The sequence below is a fragment of the Xanthomonas albilineans genome (assembly GCF_009931595.1).
Taxonomy (GTDB): Bacteria; Pseudomonadota; Gammaproteobacteria; order Xanthomonadales; family Xanthomonadaceae; genus Xanthomonas_A; species Xanthomonas_A albilineans.
In genome coordinates this window covers 1,973,281-1,989,760 of record NZ_CP046570.1, presented here as the reverse complement: position 1 = coordinate 1,989,760, position 16,480 = coordinate 1,973,281, and the positions used below count along the sequence as shown (strand labels likewise).

The following is a 16,480-nucleotide window of genomic DNA, read 5'->3' as shown; positions in this document are numbered from 1 at the left end:
CTTCTGCCGCCCTCGCGCAGACGCACGTGGACCTGGCCGCGCTGCGTCTGCGCGCGGCGCTCAATGCCTGCATTCGCCGCTTCTTTGCCGCTCGCGACGTGCTTGAGTTGGAGACGCCGATTCTTTCGGCGGCCGGCAATACCGAGCCGAACATCGAGAGTTTCCAGACCCGCTTCAGTGGCCATGTGGATGCTGGTCCAGCACTGCGCTGGTTGCGCACTTCGCCCGAGTATCCGCTGAAGCGGCTGTTGGCCGCCGGCGTCGGCGATTGCTACGAACTGGGCCGGGTATTTCGCAATGGCGAGGCTGGCGGTCGCCACAATCCCGAATTCACCATGCTGGAGTGGTACAGGGTCGGCTGGAACCATCTGCGACTGGTCGAGGAAACCGTGGCGCTGGTGCGCGAGGCGCTGGCCCTGGTCGCGCGCAGTGCGTCGTTGCAGGTGCTCAGCTATCGCCGACTGTTTCTGGAAACGCTGGGCCTGGATCCGTTCGTCGCGCCGCTGGAGGCACTGCAGCAGCCGTTGTGCGAGATCCGGATCGATGCCGATGGCCTGGGGCGTGACGACTGGCTGGACTTGTTGATGACCCATCGGTTGCAACCGGGATTCCCGGCCGATCGCATCACCGTGGTTTACGATTGGCCGGCCAGCCAGTGCGCGTTGGCGCGCGTACGCGATGACGCTCCGCCGGTCGCCGAGCGTTTCGAGCTCTACCTGGGCGGCTACGAACTGGCCAACGGCTATCACGAACTCACTGATGCCAGCGAGCAGCGCCGGCGCTTCCTGCGCGATCACGCGGTGCGCCACGCGCGCGGCATGCCGCTGCCTCCACTGGACGAGCGGTTGTTGCAGGCATTGCCGGGCTTGCCCGACTGTGCCGGTGTTGCGGTTGGCGTGGACCGGTTGTTGATGGCGATGTGCGGCACGACGCAGATCGGTGCGGTACTTGCTTACGATTTCGCACATGCCTGAACCGATGCTCATGGGTAATGCCGAGATGTTATTGCGTTGTGCATGCGGATGATGGTTTGATCGGGCCGCGTATGCGCTAGCATGCACACCATGTGGTCTCCGATGTTTCAGGACCTAGGCAGAGGGGCGCAGCCAAGTATGAAATGGTCTCACGGGCTCGCTGGCGGCTGTTGGTTGGGATTGCTGGTGAGCATGTCGTCAGTGGAGGCGCAGCAGAACGCGCCTGTCGATGCCTATGCTGCGGCCGTGGTGCGCTGCGAATCGCACGACATGCTCTGGACGCATTGCCCGATGCCCACTGCACAGGGAGTGCAATTAGTGCGGCAACTTTCCGACAACGATTGCATTCGCGGCAGCGAGTGGGGAGTGGATGTCACCGGCGTGTGGGTGACGCAGGGGTGTCGTGCCGAATTTCTCTCCATTCCGTCCGAACAACCGCACCACAGCGTCATGCGTCGTCTGCTGCATTGCGAGTCCAGTGGTCGGGTCGAGAGTTGTCCGGTGATGCTGCATGGGGCGCCGGTACGGCTGATGCGGCAACTCTCCGCGATGCCTTGCCAGAGAGAACGCAGTTGGGGCGTAGGTCGCAATGAAATCTGGGTTGCCCGTGGTTGCCGGGGCGAATTCGAGATCGGCGCTCGCGATGGCTCCGGTTTCCCTCCCGGTGCGCGCGTGGTGCTGTGCGAATCCAAAGGTCATGCGCACAGGCGTTGTGGAGTCAGCGTTGAGGATTCAGTGCAGTTGCTGCGCCAGCTTTCCGGTTCGGCCTGCGTGCAGGACGACAGTTGGGGGTGGGACCGCGATGGCATCTGGGTCGACAAGGGGTGTCGTGCGGAGTTCAGTGTCAACTGAACCTTGCCCGCGCGTGCATCCTCCAAGCGGCCATGGCCAGACGGTTACAATGATGCGATGAACCGCTCTCTCGCCATCGATTACGCACGCTACGACCATATTCGCCCGATTTTGTGGACGGACGATGCACTGGAACTGCTGGATCAGCGCAAATTGCCGTTCGTCGTGGAGCACGTGCGCTGCACCGACAGCGATCAGGTTGCCGAGGCGATCCATGCGTTGGCGGTGCGTGGTGCACCGGCGATCGGTATTGCTGCCGGCTGGGGGGCGGTGTTGGCTGCGCGCGCGGTGCACGCCGAGACCGGCGCCGAGGCGCTGCTTGCGCTTGAACCTGCGTTGCAACGGCTCAATGCCGCGCGTCCGACGGCGGTGAACCTGGCCTGGGCGCTCGCACGCATGCGCAAGGCGCTGGGCGGTACTGGTGGCGATTGGCGCGCCGTGCTTGCGCGCGAAGCGCAGGCCATCGCTGAAGAAGACCTGGCTGCCAATCGGAAGATGGGCGCGCTCGGTGCCGGGCTGATCGCGTCCGGCAGCGGGGTGTTGACCCATTGCAATACCGGCTCGCTGGCGACCGCCGGCTTCGGCACCGCCTTGGGCGTCATCCGCGCCGGCGTCGCCCAGCAGCGTATCGCCAAGGTATTCGCCGGCGAGACCCGGCCGTGGCTGCAGGGCGCGCGCTTGACCGTGTGGGAGTTGCAGCAGGATGGGATCGAGGCAACCCTGATCGCCGATTCTGCCGCCTCGCACCTGATGAAGACCGGGGCCGTGCAATGGGTGATCGTCGGCGCTGACCGCATCTGCGCCAATGGCGATACCGCCAACAAGATCGGCACCTATCAGCTCGCGATCGTCGCGCGCCATCATGGCGTCAAGTTTATGGTGGTGGCTCCATCGTCGACGGTGGACATGGACGCCGCCGACGGCACACAGATCGATATCGAGCAGCGCGACCCGAGCGAGTTGTTCGGCGTCGGCGGCGTGCGTACCGTGGCCGATGGCATCGCCGCCTGGAACCCCGTGTTCGACGTGACCCCGGCGGCCTTGATCGATGCCATCGTCACCGAACGCGGAGTGATCGAACGCCCGGACCAGGCACGTATGCGCGCGGCCTTCGGCGGCTGAATCCGGCAGGGGTCCCCCTTCCAGAGGTGTCGGTAAAAGTGCGCAAGTGCTTGTTCATGCCGATAAAACCGGGCATCCGTACGCCTGGTGTGATAGAATTCGGCGGTTAGATCGGCCGGCGGCGTGTCCTCGGCGTTCGGCACCGGTAGCTCTGCTTGCCGCAGGCCGAAGGCTATGGTCGATCCGCCACCAGACTTACGGAACCAGAATGGCAGAATCGGCCAAGGAAATCATCCAGGTCAACCTGGAAGACGAGATGCGCAAGAGCTACCTCGATTACGCCATGAGCGTGATCGTGGGGCGTGCCTTACCTGATGCGCGCGATGGCCTCAAGCCGGTGCATCGCCGCGTGTTGTTCGCGATGAACGAGCTGGGCGCGCACAGCAACAAGCCCTATTACAAGTCGGCGCGTATCGTCGGCGACGTCATCGGTAAGTACCACCCGCACGGCGACCAGTCGGTGTACGACACCCTGGTGCGCATGGCGCAGCCGTTCTCGCTGCGCTACATGCTGGTAGACGGGCAGGGTAACTTCGGTTCGGTCGATGGCGATTCCGCTGCGGCGATGCGTTACACCGAAGCGCGGATGTCGCGGCTCACTCACGAGTTGATCGCCGATATCGACAAGGAAACCGTCGATTTCCAGCCCAACTACGACGAGAAGGAGCAGGAACCGTCGGTCATGCCGACGCGGTTTCCGAATCTGTTGGTCAACGGTTCGGCGGGTATCGCCGTGGGCATGGCCACCAATATTCCGCCGCATAATCTGACCGAGTCGATCAACGCCTGCATCGCGCTGATCGACAACCCGCAGATCGACGTCGATGGGTTGATGGAATACATCCCCGGCCCGGATTTCCCCACTGCCGGCATCGTCAATGGCACCGCCGGCATCATTGCCGGCTACCGCACCGGTCGTGGCCGCGTGCGCATGCGCGCCAGGGCCGAGATCGAAATCCAGGACAATGGCCGCGAGGCGATTGTCGTCACCGAAATCCCGTACCAAGTCAACAAGGCGCGTTTGATCGAGAAGATCGCCGAACTGGTCAAGGAAAAGAAGCTGGAGGGCATCAGCGAATTGCGCGATGAGTCCGATAAGGACGGCATGCGCATCTACATCGAAGTCAAGCGCGGCGAAGCCGCCGACGTGGTGTTGAATAACCTATACCAGCAGACCCAGATGGAGTCGGTGTTCGGCATCAACATGGTGGCGCTGGTCGATGGCCGTCCGCAGTTGCTCAATCTCAAGCAGATGCTGGAGGCGTTCGTCCGCCACCGTCGCGAGGTGGTCACTCGCCGCACCATCTTCGAACTGCGCAAGGCGCGCGCGCGCGCGCACATCCTCGAGGGCTTGACCGTTGCGCTGGCCAACATCGACGAGATGATCGAGCTGATCAAGACCTCGGCGAACCCCACAGAAGCGCGCGAACGCATGCTGGCAAAGACCTGGCAACCGGGTCTGGTCGGTGCCTTGCTGAGCGCGGCCGGGGCGGAGGCATCGCGCCCGGACGATCTGCCCAGCGGGGTCGGCCTGGGCGCTGGTGGCTATCAGCTGACCGAAGTGCAGGCCACGCAGATCCTGGAAATGCGTCTGCACCGCCTCACCGGCCTGGAGCAGGAGCGGCTTACCGAAGAGTACAAGCAGTTGCTGGAGGCGATTTCCGGACTGATCCGGATCCTGGAGAACCCCGACGTGTTGTTGGAGGTGATCCGTGAGGAGCTGGTCAGCATTCGCGAAGAATACGGCGATGCGCGCCGCACCGAGATCCGCCATAGCGAAGAGGATCTGGATATTCTCGATCTGATTGCGCCGGAAGACGTAGTGGTCACGCTGTCGCATGCCGGTTACGCCAAGCGCCAGCCTGTCAGCGCCTACCGCGCACAGCGTCGCGGTGGACGCGGCCGTAGCGCGGCGGCGACCAAGGAAGAGGATTTCATCGATCATCTGTGGCTGGTCAACACCCACGACACGTTGTTGACCTTCACCAGTAGCGGCAAGGTTTTCTGGCTGCCGGTGTATCAGTTGCCAGAGGCCGGCCCTAATGCGCGGGGCCGCCCGGTCATTAACTGGATTCCGCTGGAGCAGGGCGAGCGGGTGCAGGCGGTCCTGCCGGTGCGCGAGTACGCCGACGGTCACTACGTGTTCTTCGCCACCCGTAAGGGGATGGTCAAGAAGACTCCACTGAGCGAGTTTGCTTATCAACTCAAGCGCGGCAAGGTTGCGATCAACCTGGACGAGGGCGATGCCTTGGTTGACGTGGCGCTGACCGATGGCGAGCGCGATGTGCTGCTGTTCGCCTCCAATGGTAAGACCGTGCGTTTCTCAGAGCGGCCCAAGGACGAGGAGGTAGACGAGGTGGCGGTCGATGAGGCTGCGGCAGACGACGCCTTGGCTGCCGACGACGAGGCTGCTGGCGAGGATGGCGACGAGACGCGCGGCGCGCGGCGCAAGAGCCGCGGCGGGGTTAAGCCCACTGGCCGCAGCAGCCGCGGCGTGCGTGGGATTCGCCTGGCCAAGAGCGAGTATGTGGTCAGTCTGATCGTGGCCGAGCCGGCCGAAGGCCAGGATGAGGATGCCGACGATGCCGACCTGGCGCAGGAAGCGGAAGCCGATGCACAGACGCGCACGGCCGACGATGCAGACGCCTATATCCTCACCGCGACCGAGAACGGCTATGGCAAGCGCACGCCGCTTGGCGAGTATCCGCGCAAGGGCCGTGGCACCCAGGGCGTGATCGGTATCCAGACCAGCGAGCGCAACGGCAAGTTGGTCGGCGCGGTTCTGCTGAGCGTCAAGGACGAGGTGTTGCTGATCTCCGATGGTGGCACCCTGGTGCGCACCCGGGCCTCGGAGATTTCGCGTGTCGGTCGCAATACCCAGGGGGTGACCCTGATTCGCCTGTCCAAGGGCGAAAAGCTGCAGGCCGTGGAGCGCCTGGACGGTTCGCTGGTCGAAGAGGAGCCGCTGTCGGGCGAAGACGGCGTTACCGACGTCGCCAGCACCGCGTCGCCCTAGGGCTGATCCCGCGTCCATGGGACGTTAGGGGGAAGGACACGACGCGCCGGCGCACTGCCGGCGCCGTCATGTTGGGCGGATGACGGCTGAGAGCCGGCAGGTAAGGGATCCGGTATCGCCAGCGTGCGCGTTGGCGCGCGATTATTCCAATTGGTTGCGCGCGAACGCCGCGTCCAACGCTTCCATCGCGTCGCGCGGCGTGAGCGTGGCGGCTTTTTCGAATGCCTCCGCGGCCTCGTCCTCGCGTTTGTCGCCGTGCAACAGCAACAGCACGTTGGCATGTTCGATATGCGCGATCGGCGCATCCGGGGTCAGTTTCAGCGCTTGCCGAATATGCTGCTCCGCGCTCGCGGCCTTGGCGCCATAGGTGAGCCCACCGATCATCGCGCCGACCTTGCCGATGATCTCGGCGTGGTACAGGCTCAGCGCCATGTGCGCCTCGGCATGCCGGGGCTCCAGTTCCAGCGCGGTTTCCAGAGATTTGCGGACTTTGCCTGCGATACCTTGTTTAATGGCCTTGGCGATGCTCAGCTCCTGGCTGTAGCGGCCCAGCGCAAAGGCATGGCGATAGTGGCTGTTGGCCTCCTCCGGCAGTGCGACGATGGCCGCCTCGGCCAGGGTGGCGGCCTGTTGCAGACGTTGCAGTTTGTCCTTGTCGTCGGCGACCAGATAGCTGGCATGGATGCCCAAGGCCTTTACCGACACCGAGGCGCCCAGCACGCCCAGCACGCCCAGCGCCTGCCCGGCCGTGTAGGCACGTTCGAACTGGCCGTTGTGGAAAGCGCGCCACGCATCGATCAGCGCTGCCGACAATGTCTGCGCATCGTGGCCTTTACCCGCCTTGCCGGCAACATCGAGCAGCGCCTGCGCACGCGCCCGATCGGGGTAGGGTTCGCGGTCGCCGGCATGCAGCTTGGGCCAGGCTTTTTTCAACGCTTCGCCGGGATACGTATAGGCCTTGGTGTCGTGCGGAAATGAAGCCCATGCGCTTTGGGATGTGACCATGTGTGGCTTTCCTGTGATCTGTGCCGAGCATGGCGTCGTTATCGTCGGCTGGCAAGCGATAGTGTGTTTACTCAAGCCACTCTCGCCAGCATGCACTTCACGGTGCCGTGTCGGCATCGGGAGACCTGCGATGGCGATGAAGATGAAGAAACGTTCCGCTATTCCCGAGCCGGGCCTGCCGACCCGGCGATCTCTATGGTTGGCCGGTTTGGGCCTGGTGTCGCTGACTCATCGGCGCGCGCTGGCAGCGGCTAGCGGTGCAGTCGATGGCGCGACCAGCCTGAAAGCGCGTATCGCGCAGTGGACTGATGGTGCCGAACACAGCGTACGCGAGGGCGCGGCCGCGCTGCGCGGTCAGGTGCAGCCGTTGAGTGCCGAAGTCGAAGCGCGCTTGCAGCCGGTGCTGGTCAAGCTGGGACTGCAAGCGACACCGCGTGCCATGTCGCGCAAGCGAGCGGTAGCGACCAAGCCGACCGCCAGGAAAAGGGCGATGAAGACAGTCGCCGCGCCGCAGAGAACTCTTAAGGCAAGAAGGGCTTGAGGAGGGCGGCGCGCAGGCCTATAGCGGGCACACGCGTGGTCGCAGGCATGCAATTGCACTGTTGCGCAGACGCCGCGCTCAGTCCACCAGATAGGCGTGCGTCATTGCGGTCAGATGCGCGCGTTCGGCCTCGCGCAGGAATGGGCTGATCAGCCGCATCACCTGCGCGATGCCATGGCGAATCGCCAGTTGTTCGTTCTTTTCGCCGCGCGCGGCGGCGTAGTTGAGCCAGAAGGTTGCCACCACCAGCACGTTGGTGGCGATGCAGCGTCGTTCTTGTGTCGTGGCGTGCATTGCACCGGCCTGCGCCAGTCCTTGCAATACAGCCTGTGTGCTGTCGTCGGCACGGTGCAGGATGCGCGCGAAGCGTAGGCGCAAGCGTCGGCTGCGGCTAATGATTTCGATCAAGTCGCGGTAAAGGAAACGGTAATCCCAAATGCATTCGAACACCAGATGCAACTGCAGCCAGAAGTCTTCCAGGCCCGGTAACCGTGTGCCCGGCAGTGTCATTGCTGCGTCCATGCGCTCCTCGTAGCGCGTGAACAGGTGTTCGATGATGTCGTCTTTGTTGCGGAAGTGGTAATAAAGATTGCCAGGGCTGATTTCCAGCTCGTCGGCGATATGGTTGGTGGTGACGTGAGGCTCGCCCTGCGCGTTGAACATCGCCAGAGCGGTATCGAGGATGCGGCGTCGGGTGTCGCGCGCCATCAGGCCAGCAGCTTCTTCACCAGGTCCACGTATTTCTTTTGCGCTTCGGCCTGGGGCATACCCTTGAGTTTGGCCCGGGCCTCGTATTTGGCAGTGCCAACGAAATCGAAGAAACCGGGTTTTTTGCCGCTCACATCGCCCTCCGCACCTTGTTTATACAGCGCGTACAGCCGTAGCAGGGTGTCGTTGTCTGGGCGCTCCTCGCGCTGTGTGATGTCATGGGCGGCCTTTTCGAACGCCGCCTTGATGTCTGCCATTGATGTCGCTCCGTGCTGACCGGCAGGCATCACAGCACGGGTGAACGGTAGGGTCAACGCAAACCATGGAATCGACGGCGTCCTCCGCTTGTTTCTGTGCGCTTATGCACCGCAGCCGTGTGTGTTACATGACCGGCAGTGCATCGGCGCGCATGAGTTCGGCATCGGGCTCCTGCGCGGTCTGTGCCTGCCGCGCCAGCGACGCCTTGGCTGCGATGGAGCGGATCGCATCGGTCACTTCGGCCAGTGGAACCTGGTTGCTCAGGCGTTGGAAGGTATCGCGGCTGTTGTAGCCGGATTCGTCGCGCAGATAGTGTTCGTACATTTCCAGCAGTTCGATGCAGGCTGCGGTCAGCGTCTCCATGTTGTTCCTCGCCAGAGCGTGGCCGACCTGATCAAGGTTGTGCAGACAATCGGAGAGCCAGTGTAGGTCGTAGCGTGCGTTGGTCGGTTCCGGTCCTGTGTTGCCACGGCTGTAGGCGCTGTAACGGCGAATGCTACGGGCCACGCGGGCCACGTGCGCCAATAGGGTGCCGAGCTCGTCGGCGATGTCGATCTGGGCCAGCGTGATGCTGGATTTTGGTGTGTACGTTTTGGAATGAGACTGGGATTGCGACGGCGAAGGTGACGCGGTGGCAGCCGGTTCCTGCTCCGTTTCGGGAGCTGCCTCCGATTCCATCGTAGTAACTGCTTGAATAAGTTCGTATTCGTGGCGTAGGGTTTCCAGTTCCTGCATCTGAATTGCTGCCTGCGCCTTCAGTTGCGTCAAGGCCGCCTGATAGCGTGCAATGGTCTCCTGGGCTCTGGCATCGCGCCGAAACGCTTGCCCGAGTCGCTGGAACAGGCCGTGCGCGAACGCGGTCGCCACGGCAGCCCATAGCGCCACGGCAGGAGTCAGATAGACCAGGATGCCCATACAGGCTCCTTGAGATGTTGCAGATCTTTTCGGCACGCTGGCGGCGATCTTGAGCGGCCGATATGCGAGCAGGGAAGCCTATTCCATTTTCCGGCGAGGCAATGGATCCGGGTCCTGGCGCGTCACGCATGCAAGTACGGGAGCGTGCAGGGCGGTCAGCGCAGGATGCCTGGCAAATCCAACTGTTTGTCTTTCGCGCAGTCGATCGCGATGGCGTAGCCGGCATCGGCGTGTCGCATCACGCCGGTGGCCGGGTCGTTCCACAGCACGCGGGCGATGCGCTTGGCGGCGGCCTCGCTGCCGTCGCAGACGATGACCATGCCGGCATGCTGCGAAAAGCCCATGCCGACGCCGCCGCCATGGTGCAGCGAGACCCAGGTGGCGCCGCTGGCGGTGTTGAGCAAGGCGTTGAGCAACGGCCAGTCGGACACGGCGTCGGAGCCGTCGGCCATGGATTCGGTCTCGCGGTTCGGCGAGGCGACGCTGCCGCTGTCCAAGTGATCGCGGCCGATCACCACCGGTGCTTTCAGTTCGCCGTTGGCGACCATCGCGTTGAACGCCAGACCGAGCCGGTCGCGCTCGCCCAGGCCGACCCAGCAAATGCGCGCCGGCAGGCCCTGGAACCGGATCTTCTCGGCGGCCATGTCCAGCCAGCGGTGCAGGTGCGGGTCGTCGGGGATCAGTTCCTTGACCTTGGCGTCGGTCTTTGCGATGTCTTCGGGGTCGCCGCTCAGTGCGGCCCAGCGGAACGGGCCGATGCCACGGCAAAACAGCGGGCGGATATAGGCGGGAACGAAACCGGGAAAGTCGAAAGCGTTGGCCACGCCTTCTTCCAGCGCCATCTGCCGCAGGTTGTTGCCGTAGTCCACGGTCGGCACGCCCAGCGTGTGGAAGCCGAGCATGGCGCGGACATGGTTGGCCATCGAGGCGCGTGCGGCCCGTTCCACCTCCTTGGGCGCGGACACGCGTTGCGCGTCCCACTGTTCGACCGTCCAGCCCTGCGGCAGATAGCCGTTGACCGGGTCGTGCGCCGAGGTTTGGTCGGTCAGCAGGTCCGGCTTCACTCCGCGCTGGAGCAGTTCCGTCAGGACATCGGCGACATTGCCGAGCAGGCCGATCGAGCGCGGCTGTTTCGTCTTGCAGGATGCGTCGATCAGGCGCAGGGCGTCGTCGAGATTGTCGGTCCAGGTGTCGAGATAGCCGGTACGCAGGCGCATGTCGATGCTGCTCTTGCGGCATTCCACCGCCAGGCAGGCGGCGCCGGCCATCACTGCCGCCAGCGGTTGCGCGCCGCCCATGCCGCCGAGTCCGCCTGTGAACAGCCACTTGCCGGCAAGGCTGCCATTGTAGTGTTGGCGCCCCATTTCCACGAAGGTTTCGTAGGTGCCCTGCACGATGCCCTGGGCGCCGATGTAGATCCAGCTGCCGGCGGTCATCTGCCCGTACATCGCCAGGCCTTTTTTGTCGAGCGCGTTGAAGTGGTCCCAATTGGCCCAGCGCGGGACCAAATTGGAGTTGGCAATCAACACCCGCGGTGCGTCGGGGTGGGTGCGGAACACCCCGACCGGCTTGCCCGATTGCACCAGCAGCGTTTGATCGTCGTCCAGGCGTTTGAGTGTCTCCACGATCGCGTCGAAGCTTTCCCAATCGCGCGCGGCACGGCCGATGCCACCGTAGACGACCAGTTCCTGCGGGCGCTCGGCCACGTCCGGGTGCAGGTTGTTCATCAGCATGCGCAGTGGCGCTTCGGTCAACCAGCTTTTGGCGGTGAGGGTGCTGCCGGTGGGCGCATGGATGGTGCGGGTGGCGTCGAAACGGGACATGTTGGATTCCTCTGGCGAATGCGCGAACGCGGAAAAGCACGGAAACGGGAACGCGTGTTGGCGGGCTAGTGGTCGCAACCGAACGACACCGGTCCGGACGATTTGGGCTGCGCCTTGGCGAAGTCCAGGCAGGCTTGCAGCACCTGCTGCAGGACCGCACGCAGCGCGGCGGCATGCGCGGGTTGCCAGGGCGAGGGCCATGTGGTGGGCGAGATCGTCTCCGGTTCGTGCATGTAGCCGCGGCAGGCCAGCTCCATCTGGATCGCGTGCACGCCTTGCGCGGGCGCGGCGTGATGGCGGGTACTCCAGCCGCCCTTGAAGCGGCCGTTGCGCACATGGCTGAAACCGCTGTTGGCGCATACGTGCTCGACTGCGTCGGTCAGCGCGGGCGCGCAACTGCCGTCGAGCGCGCCGTCCGGGCCGGCGCTGCCGATGTTGAACTGCGGCAGTTCGCCGTCGAACAGGTGCGGAATACGCGAGCGGATCGAATGTGCGTCGTACACCACGATCGCCTGATGTCGCGCACGCAGACGCGCGATCTCGGTGTCGAGCGCCGCGTGATATGGCGCGAACCAGCGCGCGCGCCGTTCGGCGATCTCGTCCGCATCCGGTTCGGTGCCGGGTCGATACAGCGGCTGTGCGTCGAAGGTGGTCAGCGGGCACAGTCCGGTGGTGTTCTGCCCGGGATACAACGATGTTCCGGCCGGATCGCGGTTGACGTCGATGACCGAGCGCGAGATCGCGGTGCGCACCGTGGTAGCGCCCAGCGCGCTGGCGAATTCGTACAGAAGATGCACCCACCAATCGGCATCGCGCTGCGCCAGCCATGGCGAGACGAAGCGGCCTGCCATCAGGGCTGGCAATTCGGTGCCGGTGTGCGGAAAGCTGACGATCAGCGGCGCATCGCTGCGGTGCACACTCAGCCAGTCGGGTCTGGATGTCATCGGGGCCTCGGGGGTTGATCCGGGAGCGGTTTTCGCTGCGATGGGGGTTGTCGTTCCGACTGAAAAAATCGCGTCCGCACGGTCAGATGGCAAAGCTGACGTCTGGCAGCCGCATGCTGACGGCTTCGGCCAGTGCGCCCTCGCGTACCAGCGCGGTGGCGGTGCACATGTCCGGATGGAAGTAGCGGTCGTCCTGCAGCGCCGGTACGCGTGCGCGCAGCAGCGCACGCGCTGCTTCCAGCGCGGCGCTGGAGGTTAGCGGCGTGTGGAAATCGCAACCTTGCACGGCGGCGAGCAACTCGATGCCGACCACGTTGGCCGCGTTCTCGGCCATTGGCACCAGGCGCCTTGCACCATGTGCTGCCATCGACACGTGGTCTTCCTGGTTGGCCGAGGTCGGGATCGAATCGACGCTGGCCGGGTAGGCGCGTTGCTTGTTTTCTGAAACCAGCGCCGCGGCGGTGACCTGTGGGATCATGAAGCCGGAATTGAGGCCGGGCTTCGGAGTCAGAAACGCCGGCAGTCCGGACAGCGCCGGATCCACCAGCATGGCGACGCGGCGCTCGCTGATCGCGCCGATTTCGCACACTGCCAGTGCCAGCATGTCGGCGGCGAAGGCGACCGGCTCGGCATGGAAGTTGCCACCTGACAGTGCCTCGCCAGTATCGCTGAACACCAGCGGGTTGTCGGATACCCCATTGGCTTCGGTCGCCAGGGTGATGGCGGCCTGGCGCATCACGTCCAGCGCGGCGCCCATCACCTGCGGCTGGCAGCGCAGACAGTACGGATCCTGCACGCGCACATCGTTGTCGCGGTGCGAATCGCGAATCGCCGAGTCGCGCATCAGCTCGCGCAGCGCGGCGGCGGTGGCGATCTGTCCGGGCTGGCCGCGCAGCGCATGGATGCGTGGGTCGAATGGGGTGTCCGAGCCTTTCGCCGCCTCGGTGGAGAGTGCGCCAGTGACGAGTGCGGCCTGGAACACCCGCTCGATCTCGAACAGCCCGGCCAGCGCATAAGCGGTGGAGTATTGGGTGCCATTGAGCAGCGCCAGGCCTTCCTTCGCGCCAAGCGACAGCGGTTGCAGCCCGGCCTGGGCCAGCGCCTGCGCAGCCGGCAAACGCGCGCCAGCGACGAAGGCTTCACCGACACCGAGCATCACCGTGGCCAGGTGCGCCAGCGGTGCCAGGTCGCCGGAGGCGCCGACCGAGCCTTGGCACGGCACCACCGGGATCACTTCGTGGCGCAGCAGCGCCTCCAGCAGTGCCAGCGTCGGCGCACGCACGCCGGAGGCGCCTTGCGCCAGGCTTGCCAGTTTCAGCGCCATCATCAACCGCACCACCGGCACCGGCATCGGCGCACCGACTCCCGCCGCGTGCGAGAGCACGATATTGCGTTGCAGTACGTCCAGGTCGTTGCGTTCGATGCGCACGCTGGCCAGCTTGCCGAAGCCGGTGTTGATGCCATACACCGGTGCGCCACGAGCGACGATGGCTTCCACCGTCTGTGCGCTGCGCGACACCGCATCGGCGCAGGCCGGATCCAGGCGCAAGCCGGCACCGCGATACACGGCCCGCCACTGCGCCAGGCTCACCGCACCGGGGCGCAGTAGGATCTCGTTGTCACTCATTGTCCTCTCCAAATACGCGCATGCAGCGGGTTGAAGCCCATGCGATAGACCAACTCAGCCGGTTCTTCGATGTCCCAGATCGTCAGATCGCAACTCAGCCCGGCGCGCAGGCGACCGATCTGGTCCTGGCGTCCGAGCGCGCGCGCCGCCTCACGGGTGAAGCCGGCGATGCATTCGGCCACGGTCAGGCGGAACAGCGTCGCGGCCAGATTCATCGCCAGCAATGGGCTGGTCAGCGGCGAGGTGCCGGGATTGCAGTCGGTGGCCAGCGCACGCGGTACGCCGGCCGCACGCAGCGCGGCGATGGGCGGCAGTTGCGTGTCGCGGGTGAAGTAGAACGCGCCTGGCAACAGCACCGCGACGGTGCCGCTGGCGGCCATCGCGGCGATACCCGCAGCGTCCAGGTATTCGAGGTGATCGGCCGAGCGCGCGCCGTAGCGCGCAGCCAAGGCCGCGCCGCCCTGATTGGAGAGTTGCTCGGCATGGATCTTCAGCGGCAGCCCATGATTTTGCGCGGCCTGGAACACCTGTTCGGTTTGCGCTGGAGTGAATGCCAGATGCTCGCAGAAAACGTCCACCGCCTCGGCCAAGCCTTGTGCGGCGACTGCCGGGATCATCCGTTCGCAGATTTCGTCGATGTAGGTCTGCGCCTGGCCGTCGGGCGGCACCGCATGCGCGCCGAGGAACGTCGGCGACACCGCCACCGCGCGTAGTTCGCCCAGGCGCCGCGCCACGCGCAGCAGGCGCAGTTCGTCCTCCAGGGTCAGGCCGTAGCCGGACTTGATCTCCACCGTGGTCACGCCCTCGGCCAGCAGGGCGTCCAGTCGCGGCAGACTGGCGGCGAGCAGAGTGTTCTCGTCGGCGGCACGCGTGGCGCGCACGGTGGAGAGGATGCCGCCGCCAGCGCGGGCGATGTCGGCATAGCTGGCGCCGCGCAGGCGCTGCTCGAACTCGCCGGCGCGGTTGCCGGCGTAGACCAGATGCGTGTGGCAGTCGATCAGGCCGGGGCCGATCCAGCGTCCACCGCAGTCGATGCTACGTTGCGCGGCCAGCGGAGCCGGCAATTTCGCCGCAGCTCCCGCGTAGACGATACGACCGTCGCGGCAGGCGAGCACGCCGTCATGGACCAGGCCCAACCCGCCGTCTTCGGCGTCCAGCGTCATCAGGTGCGCATTGTGCCAAAGCGTGTCGCAGTGCATGGTCGCGGGCAGGCTCGTCGGCTATTTTGTATATACAATATTGCGGTCGATAAAGGGTGTCCAGTGCAGACCCAGGCGCAGCAAGCGGTGGACGGAAACGAGACGGCGAGCGGGTTCTGGTGCGCGCACGCGTTGTTGCCGCAGGGATGGGCGCGGGATGTGCGGATTGCCGTTCGCGGCGGGCGGATCGCCGCGTTGGAGATCGGCGTGGCGGCGGTGTCCGGCGATCGGTGCATGGCAATCGCGCTGCCTGGACTCGGCAATCTGCACAGTCACGCTTTTCAACGCGGCATGGCTGGCCTCACCGAGATCGGCGGGCGCAGCGGCGATAGTTTCTGGAGCTGGCGCGAGTTGATGTACCGCTTTGTGCAGCGGCTTGATCCGGACAGCATGCAGGCCATTGCCGAGCAGGCTTATGTGGAGATGCTCGAAGCCGGCTTCACCCGTGTCGGCGAATTCCACTATCTGCACCATGGGCCCGATGGTCGGCCCTACACCGACCGCGCCGAGATGGCGCAGCGCTTGGTCGCGGCGGCGCAGACCAGCGGCATCGGCCTGACCTTGCTGCCGGTGTTCTATGCGCATGCCGATTTCGGCGGCGTTGCACCGCACCCGGCACAGCAGCGCTTGCTGCACGATATCGACGGGTATGCCGATTTGCTCGACGGCAGTCGCCACGCCTTACGCGGACTGGACGATGCGGTGCTGGGGATCGCCCCGCACAGCTTGCGTGCGGTCACTCCGGAGCAACTGGCGGCGTTGCTGCCGCTGTGCGATGGCCCGGTGCATCTGCACATCGCCGAGCAGACCCGCGAGGTGGAGGCTTGCCTGGCCTGGAGCGGGCAGCGGCCCGTGCAGTGGCTGCTCGCGCATGCGTCGGTGGATGCGCGCTGGTGTCTGGTCCACGCCACCCATGTCGATGCCGACGAGGTGCGGGGCATCGCCGCCAGCGGTGCGGTGGTCGGCCTGTGCCCGATCACTGAGGCAAATCTCGGCGACGGGCTGTTCCCGCTGCTGGACTTCCTTGATGCCGGTGGCCGTTTCGGTGTCGGTTCCGACTCCAACGTGTTGATCGATGTCGCTGAAGAACTGCGCCTGCTCGAATACGGCCAGCGTCTGACGTTGCGCGGTCGCAACGTCCTCACCCGCGCCTACGGGCTCTCCAGCGGCCGTTTTCTGTTCCAGTGCGCGGCGCGGGGTGCGGCGCAGGCGCTGGGGGTCGAGCAGGGGCTGCGCGTCGGCGCGTCGGCCGATCTGGTCGAGCTGGATGCCGCGCATCCGGCGCTGCAGGCACGCGCAGACGATGCCTGGCTGGACAGTTGGATTTTCGCAGCACGTGGCGGTGCGGTTCGTTCGGTCTGGCGGCACGGCCGCCAATGGGTTCAGGATGGCCATCACCTGCAACGCGAAGCGGTCGCCGCGCGCTATGCGCATGCGCTCGACAGGCTGCTGAATGCATGAGCATGCGTACCTGCACCCGCAGTGCTCGCTGCGAA

14 protein-coding genes are annotated in these 16,480 nt (G+C 65.0%); 6 read left to right on the top strand and 8 right to left on the bottom strand.

Going from position 1 to position 16,480, the window contains the following annotated elements; all coding sequences use genetic code 11:
• Nucleotides 1–26: 26 nt before the first annotated feature.
• From epmA to gyrA, 4 genes are all read left to right on the top strand, one after another.
• On the top strand, nucleotides 27–974 hold the full coding sequence (gene epmA, locus XaFJ1_RS08325; protein ID WP_155393739.1) for an EF-P lysine aminoacylase EpmA: 948 nt from the start codon (nucleotides 27–29) through the stop codon (nucleotides 972–974).
• Nucleotides 975–1,112: 138 nt separating this feature from the next.
• Complete coding sequence (locus XaFJ1_RS08320; protein WP_012916224.1) at nucleotides 1,113–1,826, top strand: DUF3011 domain-containing protein; 714 nt, start codon at nucleotides 1,113–1,115, stop codon at nucleotides 1,824–1,826.
• Nucleotides 1,827–1,883: 57 nt separating this feature from the next.
• A complete protein-coding gene (mtnA, locus tag XaFJ1_RS08315) occupies nucleotides 1,884–2,948 on the top strand; it encodes an S-methyl-5-thioribose-1-phosphate isomerase (RefSeq protein WP_012916223.1) in 1,065 nt (354 codons plus the stop codon).
• A gap of 208 nt (nucleotides 2,949–3,156) precedes the next feature.
• On the top strand, nucleotides 3,157–5,964 hold the full coding sequence (gene gyrA / locus XaFJ1_RS08310) for a DNA gyrase subunit A (protein ID WP_012916222.1): 2,808 nt from the start codon (nucleotides 3,157–3,159) through the stop codon (nucleotides 5,962–5,964).
• 141 nt (nucleotides 5,965–6,105) lie between these two features.
• Here gyrA and XaFJ1_RS08305 read toward each other — a convergent pair whose 3' ends face one another.
• Nucleotides 6,106–6,969: a tetratricopeptide repeat protein gene (locus XaFJ1_RS08305; protein ID WP_012916221.1), complete on the bottom strand. Its 864-nt coding sequence runs from the start codon at nucleotides 6,967–6,969 to the stop codon at nucleotides 6,106–6,108.
• Nucleotides 6,970–7,111: 142 nt separating this feature from the next.
• On the opposite strand from XaFJ1_RS08305, the gene XaFJ1_RS08300 reads away from it, so the two are divergent.
• Nucleotides 7,112–7,510 carry a hypothetical protein gene (locus XaFJ1_RS08300; RefSeq protein ID WP_230596753.1) on the top strand — a complete coding sequence of 133 codons (399 nt, stop codon included), beginning with the start codon at nucleotides 7,112–7,114 and terminating at the stop codon, nucleotides 7,508–7,510.
• Nucleotides 7,511–7,588: 78 nt separating this feature from the next.
• Here XaFJ1_RS08300 and XaFJ1_RS08295 read toward each other — a convergent pair whose 3' ends face one another.
• The 7 genes from XaFJ1_RS08295 to hutI all read right to left on the bottom strand — a co-directional run bounded on the left by XaFJ1_RS08295 (nucleotide 7,589) and on the right by hutI (nucleotide 14,984).
• Nucleotides 7,589–8,218: a TetR/AcrR family transcriptional regulator gene (locus XaFJ1_RS08295; RefSeq protein WP_012916219.1), complete on the bottom strand. Its 630-nt coding sequence runs from the start codon at nucleotides 8,216–8,218 to the stop codon at nucleotides 7,589–7,591.
• Nucleotides 8,218–8,475 (bottom strand): acyl-CoA-binding protein, encoded by a 258-nt coding sequence (locus XaFJ1_RS08290; RefSeq protein WP_012916218.1) that lies wholly within the window; start codon nucleotides 8,473–8,475, stop codon nucleotides 8,218–8,220. Before XaFJ1_RS08290 ends, XaFJ1_RS08295 begins: the two co-directional genes overlap by 1 nt.
• A gap of 124 nt (nucleotides 8,476–8,599) precedes the next feature.
• Nucleotides 8,600–9,391 carry a hypothetical protein gene (locus tag XaFJ1_RS08285; protein ID WP_045756883.1) on the bottom strand — a complete coding sequence of 264 codons (792 nt, stop codon included), beginning with the start codon at nucleotides 9,389–9,391 and terminating at the stop codon, nucleotides 8,600–8,602.
• 155 nt (nucleotides 9,392–9,546) lie between these two features.
• Nucleotides 9,547–11,214, bottom strand: coding sequence for a urocanate hydratase (hutU, locus tag XaFJ1_RS08280; RefSeq protein WP_045756882.1), 1,668 nt, complete (start codon nucleotides 11,212–11,214; stop codon nucleotides 9,547–9,549).
• Nucleotides 11,215–11,279: 65 nt separating this feature from the next.
• Nucleotides 11,280–12,158, bottom strand: coding sequence for an N-formylglutamate deformylase (gene hutG / locus XaFJ1_RS08275; protein ID WP_012916215.1), 879 nt, complete (start codon nucleotides 12,156–12,158; stop codon nucleotides 11,280–11,282).
• An 82-nt stretch (nucleotides 12,159–12,240) separates the two neighbouring features.
• Complete coding sequence (gene hutH, locus XaFJ1_RS08270; RefSeq protein ID WP_012916214.1) at nucleotides 12,241–13,785, bottom strand: histidine ammonia-lyase; 1,545 nt, start codon at nucleotides 13,783–13,785, stop codon at nucleotides 12,241–12,243.
• Nucleotides 13,782–14,984, bottom strand: coding sequence for an imidazolonepropionase (gene hutI, locus XaFJ1_RS08265; RefSeq protein WP_012916213.1), 1,203 nt, complete (start codon nucleotides 14,982–14,984; stop codon nucleotides 13,782–13,784). The genes hutH and hutI overlap by 4 nt, the downstream gene beginning before the upstream one ends.
• An 87-nt stretch (nucleotides 14,985–15,071) precedes the next feature.
• Here hutI and XaFJ1_RS08260 point away from each other — a divergent pair, with 87 nt between their 5' ends.
• Nucleotides 15,072–16,445: a formimidoylglutamate deiminase gene (locus tag XaFJ1_RS08260; protein ID WP_230598110.1), complete on the top strand. Its 1,374-nt coding sequence runs from the start codon at nucleotides 15,072–15,074 to the stop codon at nucleotides 16,443–16,445.
• Nucleotides 16,446–16,480 lie beyond the last annotated feature (35 nt).